This window comes from Stenotrophomonas sp. S4 (assembly GCF_054187805.2).
The window spans coordinates 1,508,398-1,528,388 of sequence record NZ_CM196188.1 but is presented as its reverse complement, the minus strand read 5'-3'; the positions used below and the strand labels follow the sequence as shown (position 1 = coordinate 1,528,388).

The following is a 19,991-nucleotide window of genomic DNA, read 5'->3' as shown; positions in this document are numbered from 1 at the left end:
CAAGGGATCCGACCCCGGGCGTCGCGTTACCCCAACCGCTTCAGTTCCCACGCGCGGTGGATGCGCGCGTTGCGTTCGAAGTCCGGGCCGATGGTGCGCGCGGTGATCTCGCGGCACTGGGCGAATTCGGCGATGGCGTTCTCTTCCAGCTTGAAGCGGCGGAAGTTGTTGGAGAAGTACAGCACGCCGCCCGGCGCCAGTCGCGCCACCGCCGCGCGCAGCAGCTTCAGCTGTTCGCGTTGCACGTCGAAGTCGTCGGCGCGCGCGGAGTTGGAGAAGGTCGGCGGATCGCAGAAGATCACGTCGTACTGGCCACGGTCGCCTTCCAGCCACGCCATCGCATCGGCCTGCACCAGCAGGTGCTGGTTGCCGCCCTGCCCGTTCAACGCCAGGTTGTCGTAGCACCACTGCAGGTAGGTCGCCGACAGGTCGACACTGGTGGTGCTGGCCGCACCGGCAACTGCCGCCTGCACACTGGCCACGCCGGTGTAGCAGAACAGGTTGAGGAAGCGCTTGCCACGCACCTGCTCGGCCATCATCCGGCGCAGCGGGCGGTGGTCGAGGAACAGGCCGGTGTCCAGGTAGTCGAACAGGTTCACCTGCAGCAGTGCGTGGTTCTCGCGCACCACGATGAATTCGTCACGCTGCTCGAAGCGGCCGTACTTGCTGCCACCCTTGCCGCGCTCGCGCGACTTCATCGAGACCTGCTCCGGCGGCACGCCGAACACTTCGCGCGCAGCGGCCAGCAGCTCGTTGCGGCGGCGGCGCACGTCGTTCTCCGGAATCGCCGCCGGTGCGGCGTATTCCTGCACATGCAGGAAGGTACGCCGCTTGCCACCGTCTTCCTCGTAGACATCGATGGCCGCTGCGTACTCCGGCAGGTCGGCGTCGTAGGCGCGGAAGCAGGTGATGTCCTCGCGGGCACGCCAGCTCTTGAACTTCTTCAGGTTCTTGCGCAGGCGGTTGGCCACCATCTGCGCACCTTCGCTCAGCTCGCGCGGCTGCGCCGGATCGCGGCCCGGCACGGCGATCGGGTCGCAGACGATCAGCGCGCATTCCAGCGCACCGTTGAACATCTGGTACTTCTTGCCCGCGCGCAGGCCGGTGGCGAAGGCCAGTTCGTCGTTGCCGCACAGCAGGCTGGCGCGCCACTGCGGCACCGCCTTCTGCAGGGCGTTGCCCAGCGCGCGGTACAGTGCCGGATCAGCGGCCAGGCGCTCGTCGTACGGCGGGTTGCAGACCACCGCACCGATCTCCTGCTCCGGCGTGGCCAGGTCAGCCACATCGGCGCGGGTGAAGCGGATCGCGTGGGCGACGCCCGCCACCTCGGCATTCTCGCGCGCCGCCTGGATCGCGGTCGGATCGATGTCGCTGCCGTGGATGACGGGCTTCAACGCGGCCAGGCCAGCCGCTTCGCGGTCACGCGCCTCGCTCTGGAGGGTCTTCCAGGCCGCCTTGTCGAAGCCCAGCCAGCGGCTCGGCGGCAGGCTGCCATGGCGCATCAGGCCGGGAGCAACGTCGGCGGCCATCAGCGCGCCTTCGATCAGCAGCGTGCCGCTGCCGCACATCGGGTCCAGCAGGCCGCCACCAGCGGCGTGCAGGCGCGGCCACTGCGCGCGCAGCAGCAGCGCGGCGGCCAGGTTTTCCTTCAGCGGCGCTTCGTGGGCGGCGCCACGCCAGCCACGGCGATGCAGCGGGCCACCGCCGAGGTCGATCGACAGCGACGCACGGCCCTTGCGCAGCGACAGGTTGACGCGCACGTCGGGCAGATCGGTGTTGACCGAGGGGCGTTCCAGGCCCTCGTCGCGCATGCGGTCGACGATGGCGTCCTTGATCCGCTGCGCAGCGAAGCGGGCGTGGGTGATCTTGTCGCCGGACACGTGCGCGTCCACCGCCAGGGTCATCTCCGGCTTGATGTGCTCGTGCCACGGCAGCGCACGCACGCCGTCGTACAGGGCCTGCTCGTCCGGGCACTCGAACTCGTCGATCGGCCACAGCACGCGGCTGGCCAGGCGCGACCACATCACGATCCGCAGCGCCTGCTCCAGTTCGCCCTCGGCGTTGACGCCGGCAATGGTGGCAGTGGCCTTGCCAAGGCCCAGGGCCGACAGTTCATCGGCAAGCAGGTATTCCAGGCCCTTGGCGCAGGAGACGAAGAATTTCACGGGATCGGTTCGCAGGTGGTCGGGCGCGGCACAGGGGCCGGGCCAGTCGGAAAGGAGGGCCGTAGTCACGGCCGGCAGGCCCGCGCCAGGGGCGGCGGGGCTGCCATTGTAGTCAAAGCGGGCGGGCGCGCCGTGCGCCCAGGCTTCACAGCTGGCGCAGCAGGCGCTCGAAGGCCTGCGCGGAGGCCTCCACGTGGTGCTCCAGGCGGTGGCCATCGTCGACCAGCAGCAGCTGCGCCGAGCGCGCCTGGGCCCAGGCGATCACTCCGGCGGCCGGGACCACGTCGTCATGCCAGGCCTGGACCACGGTGGTCGGTACGGCGGCGGCGTCCAGCGCCGGCATCGGGCCCATGGTGGTCGGCGGCACCATCAGGAACAGGCCGGCCACCGGCACCTGCAGCGAGGCGATGGCAGAGATGTAGGCACCCAGGCTGGAGCCGGCCAGCACCACCGGGCCCTGCCGGGCCGCGATGGCGGTGCGCTCGACCAGGCGGCGCAGCCGGGTCGGCACGTCACCTACGCGGCTGACCTCGCTCATCGCGTCCAGGTCGGTGTAGTCCGGGCGCTCGTGGGTCCAGCCCAGCCGCTGCGCCACGTCGGCCAGCGCGGTGACCTTGGTCGCCTCCGGGCCGCTCTCGAAGCCATGCGACAGGATGCAGTGGCCGCGGCTCATGCGCGTGCTCCGTGCGAGCGGGCCAACGAGGAAAGGGAAGGCAGGTTCATGCCGCAATGCTAGCATCGCCGGATGCCCAACCCGCTCCTGCCCGGCCTGCAGCTGCAGCCCCTGCCCTACGAAGACCGTCTGCCACTGCGCGACCCGGCCACGCTGGAGATGGTGGTGATCCACTGCACCGAGCTGCCCGACCTGGCGATGGCCCGCGAGTACGGTGAGCGCGTGCTGTACGACAGCGGTGCCGGCAACAGCGGCCACTTCTACATCGACCGCAATGGCAGCGTGGTGCAGTACGTGGCACCGGAACGCGTGGCCCACCACGTGCGCGGCATGAACGCGCATACGCTGGGCATCGAACTGGTCAACACCGGGCGCTACCCGCACTGGTTCGACAGCCGCCAGCAGGCGATGGACGAGGCGTACACCGAAGCACAGCTGCAGGCGCTGGAACGGCTGCTGCTGGCGCTGGTGGCGCACTATCCGTCGCTGCGGCGGATTGCCGGACATGACCAGCTGGACCTGGAGCAGGTGCCGGCCAGCGACGATGCGACGCTGACGGTGGCGCGCAAGCGCGATCCGGGGCCGCTGTTCCCATGGGCGCGGATCCTGGCGAAGGTGCCGTTGCAGCCGGTTGGGTGAGGGTTTGCAGGGTTGCGCCCTGCACCTGCAGAAGCCTAAGCCAGAGCAACAGCAGAAGCTGACTTCCTGAGGGGAGGCGGGGTGGGTCCGGTTGCGGGGGGCGCTGCAAGTACGTCCATGTAAGCTCGGTCGCCGCATCCATGCGGCTCACGCCCCCGCAACCGGACCCACCCCGCCTTCGACAGATTCCCGCTGCTGTTGGTGGGTGCCGACCGTTGGTCGGCACGGGATCGAATCGATCGGAATAGACTTTTGTAGAGTCAAGCCGCGCTCGACTGCTCTTTGCGTGCGAATCGGGCACAAAGGGGTCAGAGCCGTTTTCCGTTGGAAAACGGATCCGACCCCGCGTTGCTCAGGCGCCGGTGGCGACCGGGCGGCTCCTGTCGCTCACCCAACCGCTCCACGAATCGGCGTAGATACGCGCGCCGGACAGGCCCGCCGTTTCCATCGCCAGCAGCAGGTGGCAGGCCGTCACGCCGGAGCCGCACATCAGCACCACCTGCTGTGGATCGCGATTGCCGATCACGCCCTGTAGTTCGGCGCGCAGCTCCTGTGGGTCGCGCAGGTGGCCGTCGAGTACGTTCAATGCGAACGGGCGGTTGACCGCGCCCGGCACGTGGCCGGCGACCGGGTCCAGCGGCTCGACCTCACCGCGGAAGCGTTCACCCGCGCGCGCGTCGACCAGCCAACCCGGCGCATGCTTCAGCCGCGCGCTGATCTCTTCGGCATTGGCGATCTGGGTGGTATCGAAACGGCCCGGGTAGGCCGGCAGCGACGCGACCATGCCCTGCCCCGCCGCCAAGGGATGACCGGCGGCCTGCCAGGCGGCGATGCCGCCGTCGAGCACGGCCACCCGGGGGTGCCCGATCAGGCGCAGCAGCCACCACAGTCGCGAGGCAGCCATGCTGCCGTCGCTGCCGTCGTAGACCACCACCTGGGTGTCGGGACCGATGCCCCACTGACCCAGTTTCTCGGCAAAGGCATCGCTGTCCGGCAGTGGATGACGACCATGGCCGGCACGGCCCAGGTCGGACAGATCACGGTTGAGATCGGCGTGCACCGCAGTCGGGATATGCCCTGCCAGGTACTGACCGTCCGCAGCCTGCGGGTCGGCCAGTGAAGCACGCGCATCGACCACGCGCACGGCGGTGCTGGCGGTAGCACGCGCATCAACGACGCGCACGCTTTCGCCCAGCGAAGCAGCAAGCGTGGCGACATCGACCAGGGTGGTCCACGGCGGATCGATCGGCTTCATTGCACTTGCTCCAGGCGGCGACGCAGGTTGTAGAGGATGGCGGCGGTCGCGCCCCAGATGCGCTGGCCCGGCCAGCCATACTCCAGGACGTGGCGGACGCGGCCGCGATGATTGATTTCGACCTGGTGCAGGTTGTCGGCCGCCATCAGGTACGCCAGCGGCACCTCGAACACTTCGGCCACTTCGCTGGGCTGCGGCACCGGCACGAAATCCGGATCGACCACCGCCACCACCGGCGTGACGCGGTAGCCGGTGATGGTGACGAAGGGATCGAGATACCCCAGCGCCTGCACCTGGCCGGGCGCCAAGGCGATTTCTTCCTGGCTCTCGCGCAGCGCGGCCGCCAGCGCGTCGCGGTCATCGGGTTCGGTGCGGCCGCCGGGGAATCCGACCTGGCCACCATGGGTGCGCAGTGTTTCGGTGCGACGGGTGAGGATCACCTGTGCGCCGTTGGCGCGCGGCACGATGCCGGCCAGCACCGCAGCCTCCACCGGGGGCCCGGGCGGCAGCAGGTCGATCAGCTCACTGCGGTTCCAGCCGTCGCCGGACGGCGGTTGGGCCAGGGGGTGCAGCGCGCGCATCAGTCGCTCGTGGTCGGCCAGTGAGCCACGCAGCGATTGCTGCAGCTGTTCGCGCAGGGGCTGCACGCGATGCAGGATGCGGCTGCGTTCCTCGTTGCTCATCGACGACCACCGCGCGATCTCATCGATATGCCGCCCGCAGCCGGTGCATTGCCGGTGCGGATCCAGCGTGCACACTCCGATGCAGGGACTTGCGACAACACGCGCCGTTTCTTCCATTGTTTGCACCCAGCAACAGTAGCGCGATCGGGCTGAATTTGCGCGCGATGTTGCGGCGCGCAGCGCACTGCGCAAACAAAAACGCGCCGGTGGGGTCACCGGCGCGTTTCGTTTGCTGCTTCGATTTACTTGACGCTGACCAGCTTGATCTCGAACTGCACAGCCACGTTCGGCGGGAACGGGGTGCGCGGGTCGGCACCGTAGGCCTGGTCCGGCGGCAGGGTGACTTCCCACTTCGAGCCTGCCGGCATCTGCAGCAGGGTCTCGCGCATGGCCTTCATTTCAACTTCGCTGACCTTGATCGACGGGATCTGCTGGGCCGGGCGGGCTTCGGTCGGGCGCTGGCCGTACGGGAACGGACCGGCCACTTCCAGCTGCACGGTGCTGGCCTGGGTCGGCTTGGCACCCTTGCCGGCTTCGATCACGCGGTACTGGACGCCGCTCGGCAGGGACTGCACGCCGGCCTTGGCCTTGTTCGCCGCGATGAACTGATCGCTCTTGGTCTTGTTTTCGGCAGCAGCCTTTTCGTACTCGGCCTTGGCGGCCTGGGCACGGCCCTGCTCGCGCTTCTGGAAGGCTTCAACGGCCGGCTTCAGCTGCTCGGCAGTGATCGCCGGCTGCTTCTTGGCGTAGGCATCCTGCAGGCCCTTCACCACCGAGTTGATGTCCAGCTGCTCACCACGACCGGTCAGCTCCGCCAGGTTGTTGCCGTAGTCGTAACCGAAGTAGTAGCTCAGCTTGCCCTTTTCGGACGAGACGTCCTGGGCGAAGGCATTGCCCGTCAGGGCCAGGGCCGCGACGGCGACCGCGATAGAACGCAACTTCATCAAACAGTTCTCCAGGGGTGGTAACTCAGGGACGTTCTGCGCCGCCCTGAGGCGACGGGTTAGGATAACGGGCGCAACGTGTAACCGCTACTCACGATGCAGGCTATGACCCGTCTGCGTTTGCAGAGTTCAATATCACTTTTTTTTAACGTTCCAGGAGTTTCCCCGTGGCCGATGCCCTGATCGCTGTCGCCGATGACGGCGCCATCCGCACCGTGACCGTCCAGCGCCCGGACAAGCTCAATGCCCTGAACGCCGCGACCCTGCAGGCGCTGGCCGATGCCTTCAGGGACGCCGCTGCCGATCCGGAAGTGCGCGTGGTGGTGTTGACCGGGGCGGGCCCCAAGGCCTTCGTGGCCGGTGCCGACATCGCGGAAATGAACACCCTCAGCGCCGTTCAGGGACGTGATTTCTCGTTGCTGGGCCAGGCCCTGATGCGCCAGATCGAACGCATGCCCAAGCCGGTCATCGCGCGCGTGAACGGATTTGCGCTGGGCGGCGGCCTGGAACTGGCGATGGCCTGCCATCTGCGCATCGCCGCCGATACCGCCAAGGTCGGCCAACCGGAAATCAACCTCGGCCTGATTCCCGGCTTCGGCGGCAGCCAGCGCCTGCTGCGCCTGTGCGGCCGCGCCGCCACCCTGGAGCTGTGCCTGCTGGGGGCGCCGATCAACGCCACGCGGGCGCTGGAACTGGGCATCGTCAACGAAGTCGTGCCGGCCGACGCGCTGGACAACCGCGTGCAGGACATTGCCCGCCAGCTGGCACGTTCGGCCCCGCTGGCCCTGCGTGGGCTGCTCGATGCGGTGCATGTGGGGGGCGAATGCAGCCTGGAGGCCGGCCTGGAGTACGAGAGTGCGCAGTTCGGCCTGCTGTTCGCTACCGAGGACATGCGTGAAGGCACCAGCGCCTTCCTGCAGCGCCGCCCGCCGGCCTTCCAGAACCGCTGACGCCATGGCATCCCGACCCAACCCCGCGCAGCTGTTCGCCCGGGTCCAGGCAGACGATCTCGATGGCGCCCTGCAGGCCGGGCTGATGGACTACGTCGCCCGTGCCGGCGACGAACAGCTGCTGCCTGGCCACCCGGACCTTCCACGACGCCTGCAGCAGGCGCAACAGCAGCTGCATGCCGCCTGGGCTGCACGCGAACGCTACCGCGCCCGTGCGGTGCGCCTGGCCCGCCGCGAGGCCGAGCGCGATGCGCGCCGCACCCCGGCCCCGGCGCCGGACGTGAAGCCCGCCCTGCCCGCTGCGGCTGCCGCGATTCTCGCCCGGGCCAAGGCCCGCGCCACCGGCAAGGAGCAGTAATGGCCACCGCAAGGAAGACCACCCGCGCACCGGCGCGACGCGGCGGCCGCATGCCGCGCGCCGACGTGGTGGAAATGTTCACCCGCCTGCGCGAGCTCAATCCGCACCCGAAGACCGAGCTGGAGTACAGCTCGCCGTTCGAGTTGCTGGTGGCCGTGGCGCTGTCCGCCCAGGCCACCGACGTGGGCGTCAACAAGGCCACGCGTCGCCTGTTCCCGGTCGCCAACACGCCGGCGAAGATCCTCGCGCTCGGCGAGGATGGCCTGAAGCAGTACATCGCCACCATCGGGTTGTTCAACGCCAAGGCGAAGAACGTGATCGCCACCTGCGCGATCCTGCTGCAGAAGTACGGCGGCGAAGTGCCGCGCGACCGCGAAGCGCTGGAAGCCCTGCCCGGTGTGGGCCGCAAGACCGCCAACGTGGTGCTCAACACTGCCTTCGGCGAGCCGGTGATGGCGGTGGATACGCATATCTTCCGCGTCTCCAACCGTACCGGCCTGGCCCCGGGCAAGAACGTGCGCGAAGTGGAGGACACGCTGGTGAAGGTGATTCCCGCCGAGTTCCTGCTCGACGCGCACCACTGGCTGATCCTGCATGGCCGCTACGTGTGCAAGGCGCGCAAGCCGGATTGCCCGGGCTGCGTGATCGCCGACCTGTGCCGGTTCAAGGAAAAGACCCCGGCCGAGGCGTGACGCGGATCGTGTTGTGACGAAACGAAGACGGCGGGCACAAGGCCCGCCGTCTGTGTTTCAGGACAAGGGTGTTTCAGGAGATCAGAACGACAGGTCGCCCCAGACGCCGAATTCCTTGGTCTTGTCGTTCTTCTTGTCGCCAGCGTTGGCCAGGTGCGTGTACTTGTACACGGTCGACAGCTTGAGGTTCTTCATGACCGGGAACTCGACGCCGACGTTCCAGTACTTGTCGCTCAGGGTCGGGTCCAGGGTCTTGCTGACGTCGGTGTCATCGTAACGACCGAACACGTTGATGCCGCCGTCGGTCACGCGCACGCTGCCCCACACCGACCAGCCACTGGTCTTGTCGGTGGCAACGGTCAGCACGTTGTTGAGGTTCTTGGCCTGGAAGTACTCACCACCGACGCGGAAGTTGCTGTCGGCGTAGGCCACCATCGCGTTGGCGCGGGTGTAGGTGTTCTCGGCGCTCTGGATGTCGGTTTCCTTGCCCAGCTTGCCGCTGTAGCCGCCGACGGCGACCACGAAGTTCTCGTTCGGGGTGTAGGCCACGCGGCCTTCCACGTCCATGCCCTTGCTGCGGGTCGGGTTCTTGTAACCGGCGCCGGACACCACCGAGACGGCGTAGTTGAAGTTGTTGCCCAGGTTGCCGAAGCCATGCAGGCCCCAGTCGGACGAGTTGCCGTACTTCAGGCGGTCGGTCAGGGTGTTCTCGACATAGCGCATGCCGTAGAACTTCTCGACGTACGGGATCCACGGCATGTCGGCGGCACCGACGCGCAGGTTGAAGGCCGGGTCGAAGCTGCCCTGCACGTAGGCCTTCTTGACGAACAGTTCGGTGTTGCCGATGGCCGAGCTGTACTGGAAGTCGGTGGTCAGGTTGGCCGACCAGATGTCGTTGAACTTGTGGTCGACGGTCAGGTAGAAGCGCTTGACGTCCAGACCGGTGCCGCTGGCGGCGGTGTCCTTGCCGTTGCTGGTCTTGTCGATGTTGGTCAGGTCGAAGAACATGCGACCGCCAATCTTGTTGTCATTGACCAGCTTGGCCAGCTTGTCGACGCTGGTCTGGGTCTTCTGTGCACCTTCCAGGGCCTGCGCCTGGGTGATGTTCACTTCGGACTGCGCATCGGACTGCGCCTGCAGCGCCTGCGAATCGTTCTGCAACTGCTGGACCTGGGCCTGCAGCGCGGCGATCTGTGCCTGGAGCTGCTGCAGCTGTGCCTGGGATACGCCCGAGCTGGCGGGGGCTGCGAAGGCGTCGGCGGAAACCAGACCGAGGCTTGCAACGACCGCGGCGGCGAGCAAATGGGAACGCATTTTGGATTTCTCCAGAGGGTTGGAATGGCTTGGGCAGAACGCCACGCCGGCAGGCCGGTCAAGCGTTTTGCGAACGTTCCGTTAAAACCATGACAGCCGAATGACAGATTGAGCCCCAACCACAGATTTCTTCGTGCGGTCATGCGTACGACTCATTTGCGGGCACATGCTCGTCGATCCCTTGCGGCATATGGCGTGCTGTATCCGCGCCGATACGCCAGCAGGCCGCCACACCGCCTTCGCCCGCCTCCCTGGTTTCGTGCGGATGACGCGGCATCGCTGCGGAATGCGCGGCCGCTGCACCCGCCTGCACCATCACCGACATATAGAACGGCACCGGCATGCAACGTCCCGGTCGGCCCGCGGCCGCACCGGGGCACGCGCACCCTTGGCGCGAAACCTTCACGCGCACGGCGGCGTGGCCGCCCGCCAGCGCTGTAACGGATGCGTCATACAACGGTCCCTGCGCTGTCATCGAACCGTTATGGAATGTGCGCCGGGCGGGTAACCCCGCATCCCAATCAACCCAGGAGCCACCCCGTGATCCACGCCTTCAAGTCGCGCGTTGCCGTTGCCGTCTTCGCAGCGTCGTCCGTGTTCGCCGCCAACGCCGCTGAAATCACCGGCGCGGGCGCCTCGTTCATCTACCCGGTGATGTCGAAGTGGTCGGCCGACTACAACGCTGCCACCAGCAACAAGGTCAACTACCAGTCGATCGGTTCCGGCGGCGGCATTGCGCAGATCAAGGCCAAGACCGTTGATTTCGGTTCGTCCGACGCCCCGCTGAAGCCGGAAGAACTGGCTGCTTCGGGCCTGGCCCAGTTCCCGTCGGTGATCGGCGGCGTGGTGCCGGTGGTCAACGTGGCCGGCATCGCCCCGGGCGCGCTGAAGCTGGACGGCACCGTGCTGGCCAACATCTTCCTGGGCAAGATCAAGACCTGGAACGACCCGGCCATCGCCGCACTGAACCCGGGCGTGACCCTGCCCAGCGCCAAGATCACCGTCGTGCACCGTTCGGATGGTTCGGGCACCACCTTCAACTTCGTCAACTACCTGTCCAAGGTCAGCCCGGAGTGGAAGAGCTCGGTCGGTGAAGGCACCTCGGTCCAGTGGCCGGCCGGCATCGGCGGCAAGGGCAACGAAGGCGTTGCTGCCTACGTGAAGCAGATCAAGGGTGGCATCGGCTACGTCGAACTGTCCTACGCACTGCAGAACAAGCTGTCGTACACCGCGATGAAGAACGCCGCCGGCAAGTTCGTGCAGCCGAGCGACGCGTCGTTCGCTGCCGCTGCCGCCAGCGCCGACTGGGCCAGCGCCAAGGACTTCTACCTGGTGATGACCAACGCCCCGGGCGCCGAGTCCTGGCCGATCACCGCCACCAACTTCATCCTGGTGCACAAGAAGCCGAAGAACGCTGCCAACGGCAAGGCCACCCAGGAGTTCTTCCGCTGGGTCTACAAGAGCGGCGACGCCCAGGCCCGCCAGCTGGACTACGTGCCGCTGCCGGACAGCCTGGTCCGCCAGATCGAGACCTACTGGTCGCAGAACCTGAAGTAAGCAAGCGCGTTCCCCCGCAGGAACGGGATCGGCGGGTCCTCTCTCCCCCGCCGATCCCACCCGGGCGCGAGATCCTCGAGATCTCGCGCTCTTCTTGTTTTTTCGGGGTTGGTCGTGAAGAGCGCTGCGCCTTCGCTGATCCATCGGTGAGTCGGTGGGCCAGGACGTGCAGGACACGCCGTAAACCCCGCTCCGCGGTCCGGCCCAGCCGCTGGCGGCTGTGCGTTCGTGCGCTTGCGAGGCAGTGCCTCGCAGGCAAACCGCCCTCACCCATGGGGGCTCGGCCACGGCATCCATGCCGTGGACGGTCCTGCACGCCCTGGCCCACCGCCTCTCGACAGTTCATCGCGGGCGCGGCGGGGTCATGAAAGGCAGGAGCAAAGGCAAGAGCGTTTGTAGAGCCACGGCCGTCATATCGGTGCGCAGATCCGGGGTCTCCGGGCGCCTCCCGGACCGCGGCCAACCCCGTGAAACCCTTGTCAGAACGTGATCCAGGACACCTCTGTCATGGTCGTAATACGGCTGTAACAAAAACATCATTTCATAGCCGCATCCGCCGACGACGTCGGCTCTTCCCCGCTATGGAGTGACCATGAAACTGCACTCGGCCGGCCTTGCCGCCCTTTCCCTGGCCATCGCCCTGGGCCTGTCGGCCTGCGGTGGCGACAAGCAGGCCGCGCAGCAGCCGGCTGCCGACGGTGCCGCTGCCCCGGCCGCTGCCGGTGCCAAGGTGACCGCCGAAGTGTCCGGCGCGGGCGCGTCCTTCATCTTCCCGCTGGTCTCCAAGTGGTCGGCCGACTACAACGCCACCACCGGTGCCAAGATCAACTACCAGTCGATCGGCTCCGGCGGCGGCATCGCCCAGATCAAGGCCGGCACCGTCGACTTCGGCTCCTCCGACAAGCCGCTGAGCAGCGAAGAGCTGGCCCAGGCCGGCCTGGCCCAGTTCCCGTCCGCCATCGGCGGCGTGGTGCCGGTGGTCAACATCGAAGGCCTGGAAGGCGGCAAGCTGCGCCTGAGCGGCGCCCTGCTGGCCGACATCTTCCTGGGCAAGGTCAAGACCTGGAACGACCCGGCCATCGTCGCCGCCAACCCGGGCGTGAAGCTGCCTGACGGCAAGATCACCCTGGTCCACCGTTCGGACGGTTCGGGCACCACCTTCAACTTCTCCAACTACCTGTCCAAGGTCAGCCCGGAGTGGAAGACCAAGGTCGGCGAAGGCACCTCGGTGCAGTGGCCGGACGGCGTCGGTGGCAAGGGCAATGAAGGCGTTGCTTCGTACGTGAAGCAGATCAAGGGCTCGATCGGCTACGTCGAACTGGCCTACGCGCTGCAGAACGGCATGCCGTACACCGCCATGCAGAACGCCGCCGGCAACTGGGTCGAGCCGAGCGCGGAAACCTTCGCCGCCGCGGCCGCCAGCGCCGACTGGGCCAGCGCCAAGGACTTCAACCTGGTCATCACCAACGCCCCGGGCGAGCAGGCGTGGCCGATCACCGCCACCAACTTCATGCTGATGCAGAAGCAGCCGAAGGACGCCAAGCGCAACCAGGACACCCTGGCCTTCTTCAAGTGGGCCTTCGAGAACGGCCAGGCACAGGCCAACGAGCTGCACTACGTGCCGCTGCCGGCCGAACTGGTCAAGCAGATCGAGGCCTACTGGGCGACCGACCTGAAGTGATGGACACGACGGTGCCCGCCCCCAGCGGGCACCGCTTCTTCCACGCCGTGCCACCCCGCCCCTTCCTGGCCCTGCCGTCCCCATGAATGCCATCGCCCAGCCTGTAGCCGCCCCGTCCACGCGTGATGCGCGTGATGCCCGCAACGACAAACTGTTCCGATGGGTGCTGGTCGGCACCGTCATCTTCGTCCTCATCGCCCTGGCCTGCGCCGCGCTGTCGATGCTGTGGGGCGGCCGCCATGCCCTGCAGATGCAGGGCCTTAGCTTCTTCTTCTCCGCCGACTGGAATCCGGTCGAAAACAAGTTCGGCGCCCTCGCCCCGATCTACGGCACCCTGGTCACCGCGCTCATCGCGATGGTCATCGCCGTGCCGGTCAGCTTCGGCATCGCCTTCTTCCTGACCGAAGTCGCGCCGCGCTGGCTGCGTGGCCCGGTCGGTACCGCCATCGAACTGCTGGCCGGCATTCCCTCGATCATCTACGGCATGTGGGGCCTGTTCGTGCTGGTGCCGGTAATGACCGAGTACGTCACCCCGTTCCTCAACGAGACGCTGGGCGAATGGCCGATCATCGGCCCGATGTTCCAGGGTCCGCCGCTGGGCATCGGCATGCTCACCGCCGGTTTCGTGCTGGCCATCATGGTCATCCCGTTCATCTCCTCGGTGATGCGCGAAGTGTTCCTGACCGTGCCGACCCGCCTGAAGGAGTCGGCCTACGCGCTGGGCTCCACCAAGTGGGAAGTGAGCTGGGACATCGTCCTGCCCTACACCCGCTCGGCAGTGATCGGCGGCATCTTCCTCGGCCTCGGCCGCGCCCTGGGCGAGACGATGGCAGTGGCCTTCGTGATCGGCAACAGCGTGCGCCTGTCGCCGTCGCTGCTGGAACCGGGCACCACCATCGCCGCGCTGATCGCCAACGATTTCGGCGAAGCCACTGAAACCTACCGCTCGGCCCTGCTGCTGCTCGGCTTCGTCCTCTTCATCGTCACCTTCGTGGTGCTGGCCATCGCCCGCCTGATGCTGATGCGCCTGTCCCGCAAGGAGGGCAACTGATGTCCACCACCGCTGATTCGCTGTACCTGCGCCGCCGCATCGGCAACGTCGTTGCGATCACCGCGTCCTGTGCCACCGCTCTGTTCGGCCTGTTCTTCCTGGGCTGGATCCTGTTCACCCTGGCCTCCAAGGGCCTGGCCGGCATCAACCTGGATCTGTTCACCAAGATGACGCCGCCGCCGATGCAGGAAGGCGGTCTCGCCAACGCCTTCTTCGGCAGCGCGGTGATGTGTGCGCTGGCGATCGGCATCGGCACCCCGCTGGGCGTGCTGGCCGGCACCTGGCTGGCCGAGTACGGCAACGCCCGCAAGGCCGGCACCGTGGTCCGCTTCGTCAACGACATCCTGCTGTCGGCGCCGTCGATCGTGCTTGGCCTGTTCGTCTACACCCTGTACGTGATGCAGACCGGCGGCAACTTCTCGGCGTTCGCCGGTGCGCTGTCGCTGGCCTTCATCGTGCTGCCGGTGGTGGTGCGCACCACCGACGAAATGCTGCGCCTGGTGCCCTCGCAGATGCGCGAAGCGGCCCTGTCGCTGGGCATCCCGCAGTGGAAGGTGATCGTGCAGGTGCTGTACCGCAGTGCGTCGGCCGGCATCATCACCGGCATCCTGCTGGCCCTGGCCCGCATCTCCGGCGAGACCGCACCGCTGCTGTTCACTGCCTTCGGCAACCAGTACTGGAACAACAACATCTTCCAGCCGATGGCCTCGGTACCTGTGGTGATGAACCAGTTCGCCGGCAGCCCGTATGAATCCTGGCAGGTGCTGGCCTGGGCCGGTGCCCTGGTGCTCACCGTCTTCGTGTTGCTGGTCAGCCTTGCCGCCCGCGGCATCCTGCTGCGCAACCGTATCTCCCATGACTGACCTTTCCGTGGATAACGCCATGAACGACCTTTCCAACGCCGTGCCGATGCAGCGCATCGCCGTGCCGTCCTCGCACGAGAGCCTGCACACGCCGTCGCCGGTGAAGCTGGCTGCACGTGGACTGGACTTCTACTACGACAAGTTCCACGCCCTGAAGGGCATCAACCTGGAGATCCCGGAGAAGCGCGTGACCGCGCTGATCGGTCCCTCCGGTTGCGGCAAGTCGACCCTGCTGCGCATCTTCAACCGCATCTATGCGCTGTACCCGAAGCTGGAAGCGCGCGGTGAAGTGCTGCTGGACGGCGAGAACATCCTGTCGCCGAAGTACCCGATGAACCGCCTGCGCAGCAAGGTCGGCATGGTGTTCCAGAAGCCGGTGCCGTTCCCGATGACCATCTTCGAGAACGTGGCCTACGGCATCCGCCACCACGAGAAGCTGAGCAAGGCCGACATGGCCGACCGCGTCGAGCAGGCGCTGCGCCAGGGCGCGCTGTGGGATGAAGTGAAGGACAAGCTGGGGCAGAGCGCACTGGGCCTGTCCGGTGGCCAGCAGCAGCGCCTGTGCATCGCCCGTGCCGTGGCCCTGCGCCCGTCGGTGCTGCTGCTGGATGAGCCGACCTCGGCGCTGGATCCGATCTCGACCAGCCGCATCGAGCAGCTGGTGGAAGAGCTCAAGCACGAGTACACGATCGTGATCGTCACCCACAACATGCAGCAGGCTGCGCGCGTGTCCGACTACACCGCCTTCATGTACCTGGGCGACCTGATCGAGCACGACCGCACCGAAGTGATCTTCTCGCAGCCGTCGCAGCGGCAGACCGAGGACTACATCACCGGTCGCTTCGGCTGATCGACGCTGTTCCTTCGCCACATGTTCCAGCCAGGCATGGCCTGGCTCTACCCGGATTGCAGACCATGAACCTTCCCAACGACCACATCGTCAAGAGCTACGACGAAGAGCAGCAGCGCCTGGTGGCCGAAATCGTGCGCATGGGCGAAATGGCCGTCGCCCAGCTCGAAGCGGCGATGGACGTGATCGAGAAGCGCGACGAGAACGCTGCCCATCGCATCATTGCCAACGACGAAGCGATCGATGCGCTGGAGCAGCAGATCAGCCACGACGTGATGCGCCTGGCGCTGCGTGGCCCGATGGCGCGCGACCTGCGCGAGATCCTCGCCGGCCTGCGCATTCCGGCCGACATCGAGCGCATCGGTGACTATGCTGCCAACGTCGCCAAGCGCTCGATCGCGCTGGGCAAGGTGCCGCCGCTGCCGCAGATCCAGGGCCTGCGTGCGCTGGGCCGCCTGGCCGCGCAGCAGGTCCGCCGTGCCATTGCCGCCTACCGCGACAACGATGCCGACGCCGCGCTGGAACTGCGCGAGGACGACGCCCGCCTGGACGCGCAGTACACCGCGCTGTTCCGCGAGCTGCTGACCTACATGATGGAAGACCCGCGCAACATTACCCCGTGCACGCACCTGCTGTTCATGGCCAAGAACCTGGAGCGCGTGGGCGACCACGCCACCAACATCGCCGAGAACGTGTGGTTCCTGGTGCATGGCGAGCAGCCGCTGCCGCCGCGTGAAAAGCGCGACGAGACCTCCAGCACCGGCCAGCCCTGACGCTGCGCTGCAACACCGGAGTCGACTCCAAGGTGGCCGCTGTCCTGGTGACAGCGGCCTTCTTTTTTGGGGTGTTCCACCCGTATTGTGGCCGCCGGGCCTGCCCGGTGCAGACCTGCCGGATGCTTCTGTAACAAATCTCACGAAAATTTGAGTTCTTGGCGAGGATTCGTTGAGTAGGATCGCTGCACCATCGATTCACCCCGGGCACCTGCCCACCACCCAGGAGTAAGACCGATGAGCAGTTCCAACAAGACCCTGTCCCTGCTGACCGCTACCGCCCTGGCCGCCGGCCTGGGCATGACCGCCAGCGCCTCGGCGCTGAGCATGAGCGACCTCGCCCAGGGCTACCTGGTGGCCGGCCAGGCAGCCAAGGCCAGCACCGACGCCAAGGCCGCCGATACCAAGATGGCCGCCGACGCGAGCAAGCACGCCGAAGGCAAGTGTGGTGCCGATGGCAAGAGCGGCGAAGGCAAATGCGGGGCCGACAAGGGCAAGGCCGCCGGTGCAGCAGGTGCCAAGGTCAAGGCCGGCGACAAGAAGTCGGCGGAAGGCAAGTGCGGCGAAGGCAAGTGCGGTGGCAAGCACTGACGTCCGCGCCAGCGTCGTCCACCCGCGGTCGCCGCTTCGCGCGGCGGCCGCCGGGTTGGGCCTGCGTCGGGCGCTGCTGCAGGATCTGCATGACGCCCCGGCAGGCGACTTCGACTTCCTTGAATGTGCGCCGGAGAACTGGATCCATGTCGGCGGCCCGGCCGGTGATGCATTGGCCGAACTGGCACAGCGCCATCCGCTGAGCTGCCACGGCCTGTCGCTGTCGCTGGGCGGCAGTGCGCCACTGGATACCCAGCTGCTGGAGCAGGTCGGCCGGTTCCTCGAAAAGCACCGCGTGCCGCTGTACAGCGAGCACCTGAGCTACTGCAGCGACGACGGCCACCTCTACGACCTGCTGCCGATTCCCTTCACCGACGAAGCCGTGCGCCATACCGCGGCTCGCATCGCCCGCGTGCAGGACCTGCTCGGTCGCCGCATCGCGGTGGAGAACGTCTCCTACTACCTGGCACCGGAACCGGCGATGGACGAACTGGCGTTCACCAATGCGGTGCTCGCCGAAGCCGACTGCGACCTGCTGCTGGACGTCAACAACGTCTACGTCAACGCCTGCAACCACGGCTACGACGCCGATACCTTCATCGCCGGGCTGCCCGCACAGCGCATCGTCTGCCTGCACGTGGCCGGGCACCTGGACGAAGCACCGGACCTGAAGATCGATACCCACGGCAGTGCGGTCATCGATCCGGTATGGGCGCTGCTGGCACGGACCTATGCGCGCATCGGCGCGCGCCCGACCCTGCTCGAACGCGACTTCAATTTTCCGCCCTATGCAGAACTGCAGGGCGAGCTGCAGACCATCCGCCGGCTGCAGGCCACGCATGCCGGGGCTGCACATGACTGATGCCGCCGATACCCTGCGCGCGCAGCAGCACGCATTCACCGCGCATCTGCGCGACCCGCAAGCAGTGCCTGCGCCGGCCGGCCTGGATCCACGCCGGGTGGCGGTGTACCAGCACCTGCTGTTCAACAACCTGCTCGGGCTCCTGAGCAACGGTTTCCCGGTCTGCGTTCGCCTGCTGGGCGAACCGGCCTGGAGCGCGCTGGTGCGCCACTACTTCGCCACCCATCGCTGCCAGACCCCCCTGTTCACCGAACTGGCCGCCGAGTTCGTGCAGTGGCTGCAGGCACAGCCGCAGCTGCCGCACCCGGCGCTGGCCGAGCTGGCGCACTACGAGTGGGTGGAAACCGCGCTGTATCAATTGCAGGCCGAGCCGCTTCCTGCCCCTGGCGATATCGATCCGCTGCGGGTGCCGCTGCAGCGTTCGCCGCTGGCATGGCCGCTGCTGTACCAATGGCCGGTGCACCGCCTCGGCGCAGAGGATGCACCGACCCAGCCGCCGCCCGAACCCACCGGCCTGCTGGTCCGCCGCGAAGCCGACGGTGACGTGCGATTCGCCGCGCTCAGCCCGTTGGCGGTGTACCTGCTGTCCAGCATCGGTGAACAGCCTGGGCTGGAAGGTCGTGCCTACCTGCACCAACTCGCCACCACGCATGGGCTGGCCGAAGACGCGCTGGCCGGCCCCGGTGCCGCACTGCTGCGGCAATTCCTGCAGGCCGGCGTGATCGGCCCGCTTACAGCCCCGCCCTGACACCCCCTTCGCGGAGATCCCCTGATGAACCTTCCGACCCTGGCCGCCGCGCGCGGCCAGCTGGACCGTCTCGCCCCCTGGTTGGCCCCGCTCGGCCTGCGCCTGCTGCTGGCCTGGGAATTCTTCGAATCCGGCCGCGAGAAGCTGCGCGGCCAGAACTGGTTCGCCGACCTGCAGGACGCCTTTCCATTCCCGTTCGACCAGTTGCCGGCCGCCCTGAACTGGCAACTGGCGACCTGGTTCGAACTGGTCGGGGCGGCATGCCTGCTGTTCGGGTTCGGCACCCGTTTCGCCGCCGCCAGCCTGCTGGTGCTGACCGTGGTGGCCACCTATGCGGTGCATTGGCCGATGGAGTGGAACTCGCTGGCCGACCTGGCCATGGGCTATGCGATCAGCGACCAGGGCTTCGGCAACTTCAAGCTGCCGGTGCTGTTCATGGCCATGCTGCTGCCGCTGATCTTCACCGGCGCCGGCAAGCTGAGCGTGGACGCGTGGTTGGCCCGGTGGTCTCCCTCGGCCACACCTGCGCGGCCAGCGGTTCGGTAGATGCCGACCTTGGTCGGCGCGCACCGTGCCAACCAAGGTTGGCACCTACCGGGTTCTGCTACCCGTGCACCACGGGCCAGCCGGGCGCTCAGGATCGCTCTGCTAGAATTCACGCATGACTGACCCCACCCCCGCACCTGCCGCCGCTCCCGAATCCGCAGTACCCCAGGCGCAGCGCGCGATGTCACAACGCTTCCGCGGCTTCCTGCCGGTGGTGGTGGATGTGGAAACCGGCGGCTTCGACAGCCAGCGCAACGCGCTGCTGGAAATCGCTGCGGTGCCGATCGAAATGGACGAGAACGGCCTGCTCTACCCCGGCCAGACCGCCAGTGCCCACGTGGTGCCGGCCGAAGGCCTGGAGATCGACCCGAAGTCGCTGGAAGTGACCGGCATCATCCTCGACCACCCGTTCCGGCTGGCCAAGGAAGAAAAAGCAGCGCTGGACCACATCTTCACTCCGGTGCGTGCGGCGATGAAGAAGTACGGCTGCCAGCGCGCGATCCTGGTCGGCCACAACGCCCATTTCGACCTCGGCTTCGTCAACGCCGCAGTGGCCCGCACCGGCCACAAGCGCAACCCGTTCCATCCGTTCAGCGTGTTCGACACGGTTACCCTGGCCGGTATCGCCTACGGGCAGACCGTGCTGGCGCGTGCGGCCACCGCCGCCGGGCTGGGGTGGGATGCGAATGAAGCGCACAGCGCGGTGTATGACACCGAACAGACCGCGCGCTTGTTCTGCACGATCGCCAACGCCTGGCCGCGGTAAGGCAGCCAACGGCGGAGCCCCTCGTAGCGG

Annotated in this window: 22 protein-coding genes; 15 read left to right on the top strand and 7 right to left on the bottom strand. The window is 67.1% G+C overall.

The window, feature by feature from the left end; genetic code table 11:
- Positions 1-26: 26 nt before the first annotated feature.
- Together rlmKL and ACUZUJ_RS06965 are read right to left on the bottom strand one after the other, a co-directional pair.
- The gene (gene rlmKL / locus ACUZUJ_RS06970) at positions 27-2,165 is read right to left on the bottom strand and encodes a bifunctional 23S rRNA (guanine(2069)-N(7))-methyltransferase RlmK/23S rRNA (guanine(2445)-N(2))-methyltransferase RlmL (RefSeq protein WP_049446164.1); all 2,139 of its coding nucleotides are present in this window, start codon (positions 2,163-2,165) and stop codon (positions 27-29) included.
- Between the two features lie 145 nt (positions 2,166-2,310).
- Positions 2,311-2,838 carry an alpha/beta hydrolase gene (locus tag ACUZUJ_RS06965; protein ID WP_014036558.1) on the bottom strand — a complete coding sequence of 176 codons (528 nt, stop codon included), beginning with the start codon at positions 2,836-2,838 and terminating at the stop codon, positions 2,311-2,313.
- A gap of 72 nt (positions 2,839-2,910) precedes the next feature.
- Between ACUZUJ_RS06965 and ACUZUJ_RS06960 the strand changes: the two genes are divergently transcribed.
- On the top strand, positions 2,911-3,477 hold the full coding sequence (locus ACUZUJ_RS06960) for an N-acetylmuramoyl-L-alanine amidase (RefSeq protein WP_119007591.1): 567 nt from the start codon (positions 2,911-2,913) through the stop codon (positions 3,475-3,477).
- 352 nt (positions 3,478-3,829) lie between these two features.
- Here the strand turns inward: ACUZUJ_RS06960 and ACUZUJ_RS06955 are convergent, their stop codons facing one another.
- The 3 genes from ACUZUJ_RS06955 to ACUZUJ_RS06945 form a co-directional block, all read right to left on the bottom strand.
- Positions 3,830-4,732 (bottom strand): sulfurtransferase, encoded by a 903-nt coding sequence (locus tag ACUZUJ_RS06955; protein ID WP_458220066.1) that lies wholly within the window; start codon positions 4,730-4,732, stop codon positions 3,830-3,832.
- Positions 4,729-5,532 (bottom strand): CoA pyrophosphatase, encoded by an 804-nt coding sequence (locus ACUZUJ_RS06950; protein WP_049446173.1) that lies wholly within the window; start codon positions 5,530-5,532, stop codon positions 4,729-4,731. Before ACUZUJ_RS06950 ends, ACUZUJ_RS06955 begins: the two co-directional genes overlap by 4 nt.
- 125 nt (positions 5,533-5,657) lie before the next feature.
- Complete coding sequence (locus ACUZUJ_RS06945; protein WP_005408797.1) at positions 5,658-6,359, bottom strand: FKBP-type peptidyl-prolyl cis-trans isomerase; 702 nt, start codon at positions 6,357-6,359, stop codon at positions 5,658-5,660.
- Between the two features lie 167 nt (positions 6,360-6,526).
- Here ACUZUJ_RS06945 and ACUZUJ_RS06940 point away from each other — a divergent pair, with 167 nt between their 5' ends.
- The 3 genes from ACUZUJ_RS06940 to nth are packed head-to-tail and all read left to right on the top strand — an operon-like array spanning position 6,527 to position 8,359.
- On the top strand, positions 6,527-7,309 hold the full coding sequence (locus tag ACUZUJ_RS06940; protein WP_458220067.1) for an enoyl-CoA hydratase/isomerase family protein: 783 nt from the start codon (positions 6,527-6,529) through the stop codon (positions 7,307-7,309).
- A 4-nt stretch (positions 7,310-7,313) separates the two neighbouring features.
- The gene (locus ACUZUJ_RS06935; protein WP_075674892.1) at positions 7,314-7,667 is read left to right on the top strand and encodes a hypothetical protein; all 354 of its coding nucleotides are present in this window, start codon (positions 7,314-7,316) and stop codon (positions 7,665-7,667) included.
- On the top strand, positions 7,667-8,359 hold the full coding sequence (nth, locus tag ACUZUJ_RS06930; protein WP_101765206.1) for an endonuclease III: 693 nt from the start codon (positions 7,667-7,669) through the stop codon (positions 8,357-8,359). Before ACUZUJ_RS06935 ends, nth begins: the two co-directional genes overlap by 1 nt.
- A gap of 81 nt (positions 8,360-8,440) precedes the next feature.
- Here the strand turns inward: nth and ACUZUJ_RS06925 are convergent, their stop codons facing one another.
- Together ACUZUJ_RS06925 and ACUZUJ_RS06920 are read right to left on the bottom strand one after the other, a co-directional pair.
- Positions 8,441-9,673: a porin gene (locus tag ACUZUJ_RS06925; RefSeq protein WP_014036551.1), complete on the bottom strand. Its 1,233-nt coding sequence runs from the start codon at positions 9,671-9,673 to the stop codon at positions 8,441-8,443.
- A 139-nt stretch (positions 9,674-9,812) separates the two neighbouring features.
- On the bottom strand, positions 9,813-10,016 hold the full coding sequence (locus ACUZUJ_RS06920; RefSeq protein ID WP_458220068.1) for a hypothetical protein: 204 nt from the start codon (positions 10,014-10,016) through the stop codon (positions 9,813-9,815).
- A gap of 197 nt (positions 10,017-10,213) precedes the next feature.
- On the opposite strand from ACUZUJ_RS06920, the gene pstS (ACUZUJ_RS06915) reads away from it, so the two are divergent.
- From pstS (ACUZUJ_RS06915) to rnt, 11 genes are all read left to right on the top strand, one after another.
- Complete coding sequence (pstS, locus tag ACUZUJ_RS06915; protein WP_014036550.1) at positions 10,214-11,230, top strand: phosphate ABC transporter substrate-binding protein PstS; 1,017 nt, start codon at positions 10,214-10,216, stop codon at positions 11,228-11,230.
- 592 nt (positions 11,231-11,822) lie between these two features.
- Entirely contained in the window at positions 11,823-12,911 is a 1,089-nt protein-coding gene (gene pstS, locus ACUZUJ_RS06910) for a phosphate ABC transporter substrate-binding protein PstS (protein WP_075674896.1), read from the top strand.
- An 82-nt stretch (positions 12,912-12,993) separates the two neighbouring features.
- Entirely contained in the window at positions 12,994-13,962 is a 969-nt protein-coding gene (gene pstC / locus ACUZUJ_RS06905; protein WP_008267250.1) for a phosphate ABC transporter permease subunit PstC, read from the top strand.
- Positions 13,962-14,825 carry a phosphate ABC transporter permease PstA gene (gene pstA / locus ACUZUJ_RS06900; RefSeq protein ID WP_006428262.1) on the top strand — a complete coding sequence of 288 codons (864 nt, stop codon included), beginning with the start codon at positions 13,962-13,964 and terminating at the stop codon, positions 14,823-14,825. The genes pstC and pstA overlap by 1 nt, the downstream gene beginning before the upstream one ends.
- Positions 14,826-14,844: 19 nt before the next feature.
- The gene (pstB, locus tag ACUZUJ_RS06895) at positions 14,845-15,675 is read left to right on the top strand and encodes a phosphate ABC transporter ATP-binding protein PstB (RefSeq protein WP_005408788.1); all 831 of its coding nucleotides are present in this window, start codon (positions 14,845-14,847) and stop codon (positions 15,673-15,675) included.
- 65 nt (positions 15,676-15,740) lie between these two features.
- Positions 15,741-16,448: a phosphate signaling complex protein PhoU gene (phoU, locus tag ACUZUJ_RS06890; protein WP_014036547.1), complete on the top strand. Its 708-nt coding sequence runs from the start codon at positions 15,741-15,743 to the stop codon at positions 16,446-16,448.
- Positions 16,449-16,685: 237 nt separating this feature from the next.
- The gene (locus ACUZUJ_RS06885) at positions 16,686-17,039 is read left to right on the top strand and encodes a hypothetical protein (RefSeq protein ID WP_458220069.1); all 354 of its coding nucleotides are present in this window, start codon (positions 16,686-16,688) and stop codon (positions 17,037-17,039) included.
- The gene (locus ACUZUJ_RS06880) at positions 17,026-17,901 is read left to right on the top strand and encodes an HvfB family MNIO-type RiPP peptide maturase (RefSeq protein WP_049446189.1); all 876 of its coding nucleotides are present in this window, start codon (positions 17,026-17,028) and stop codon (positions 17,899-17,901) included. Before ACUZUJ_RS06885 ends, ACUZUJ_RS06880 begins: the two co-directional genes overlap by 14 nt.
- Positions 17,894-18,649 carry an HvfC family RiPP maturation protein gene (locus ACUZUJ_RS06875; protein ID WP_049446191.1) on the top strand — a complete coding sequence of 252 codons (756 nt, stop codon included), beginning with the start codon at positions 17,894-17,896 and terminating at the stop codon, positions 18,647-18,649. Before ACUZUJ_RS06880 ends, ACUZUJ_RS06875 begins: the two co-directional genes overlap by 8 nt.
- A 24-nt stretch (positions 18,650-18,673) precedes the next feature.
- A complete protein-coding gene (locus tag ACUZUJ_RS06870) occupies positions 18,674-19,195 on the top strand; it encodes an HvfX family Cu-binding RiPP maturation protein (protein ID WP_049446192.1) in 522 nt (173 codons plus the stop codon).
- Positions 19,196-19,310: 115 nt separating this feature from the next.
- Positions 19,311-19,961: a ribonuclease T gene (gene rnt, locus ACUZUJ_RS06865; RefSeq protein ID WP_458220070.1), complete on the top strand. Its 651-nt coding sequence runs from the start codon at positions 19,311-19,313 to the stop codon at positions 19,959-19,961.
- Positions 19,962-19,991 lie beyond the last annotated feature (30 nt).

Coding starts and splice junctions, on each gene's coding strand:
- ACUZUJ_RS06965 (WP_014036558.1), bottom strand. CDS start 2,838: ATGAGCCGCGGCCACTGCATCCTGTCGCATGGCTTCGAGAGCGGCCCG.
- ACUZUJ_RS06960 (WP_119007591.1), top strand. CDS start 2,911: ATGCCCAACCCGCTCCTGCCCGGCCTGCAGCTGCAGCCCCTGCCCTAC.
- ACUZUJ_RS06955 (WP_458220066.1), bottom strand. CDS start 4,732: ATGAAGCCGATCGATCCGCCGTGGACCACCCTGGTCGATGTCGCCACG.
- ACUZUJ_RS06950 (WP_049446173.1), bottom strand. CDS start 5,532: ATGGAAGAAACGGCGCGTGTTGTCGCAAGTCCCTGCATCGGAGTGTGC.
- ACUZUJ_RS06945 (WP_005408797.1), bottom strand. CDS start 6,359: ATGAAGTTGCGTTCTATCGCGGTCGCCGTCGCGGCCCTGGCCCTGACG.
- ACUZUJ_RS06935 (WP_075674892.1), top strand. CDS start 7,314: ATGGCATCCCGACCCAACCCCGCGCAGCTGTTCGCCCGGGTCCAGGCA.
- nth (WP_101765206.1), top strand. CDS start 7,667: ATGGCCACCGCAAGGAAGACCACCCGCGCACCGGCGCGACGCGGCGGC.
- ACUZUJ_RS06925 (WP_014036551.1), bottom strand. CDS start 9,673: ATGCGTTCCCATTTGCTCGCCGCCGCGGTCGTTGCAAGCCTCGGTCTG.
- ACUZUJ_RS06920 (WP_458220068.1), bottom strand. CDS start 10,016: ATGCCGGTGCCGTTCTATATGTCGGTGATGGTGCAGGCGGGTGCAGCG.
- pstS (WP_075674896.1), top strand. CDS start 11,823: ATGAAACTGCACTCGGCCGGCCTTGCCGCCCTTTCCCTGGCCATCGCC.
- pstC (WP_008267250.1), top strand. CDS start 12,994: ATGAATGCCATCGCCCAGCCTGTAGCCGCCCCGTCCACGCGTGATGCG.
- pstA (WP_006428262.1), top strand. CDS start 13,962: ATGTCCACCACCGCTGATTCGCTGTACCTGCGCCGCCGCATCGGCAAC.
- pstB (WP_005408788.1), top strand. CDS start 14,845: ATGAACGACCTTTCCAACGCCGTGCCGATGCAGCGCATCGCCGTGCCG.
- phoU (WP_014036547.1), top strand. CDS start 15,741: ATGAACCTTCCCAACGACCACATCGTCAAGAGCTACGACGAAGAGCAG.
- ACUZUJ_RS06885 (WP_458220069.1), top strand. CDS start 16,686: ATGAGCAGTTCCAACAAGACCCTGTCCCTGCTGACCGCTACCGCCCTG.
- ACUZUJ_RS06875 (WP_049446191.1), top strand. CDS start 17,894: ATGACTGATGCCGCCGATACCCTGCGCGCGCAGCAGCACGCATTCACC.
- ACUZUJ_RS06870 (WP_049446192.1), top strand. CDS start 18,674: ATGAACCTTCCGACCCTGGCCGCCGCGCGCGGCCAGCTGGACCGTCTC.
- rnt (WP_458220070.1), top strand. CDS start 19,311: ATGACTGACCCCACCCCCGCACCTGCCGCCGCTCCCGAATCCGCAGTA.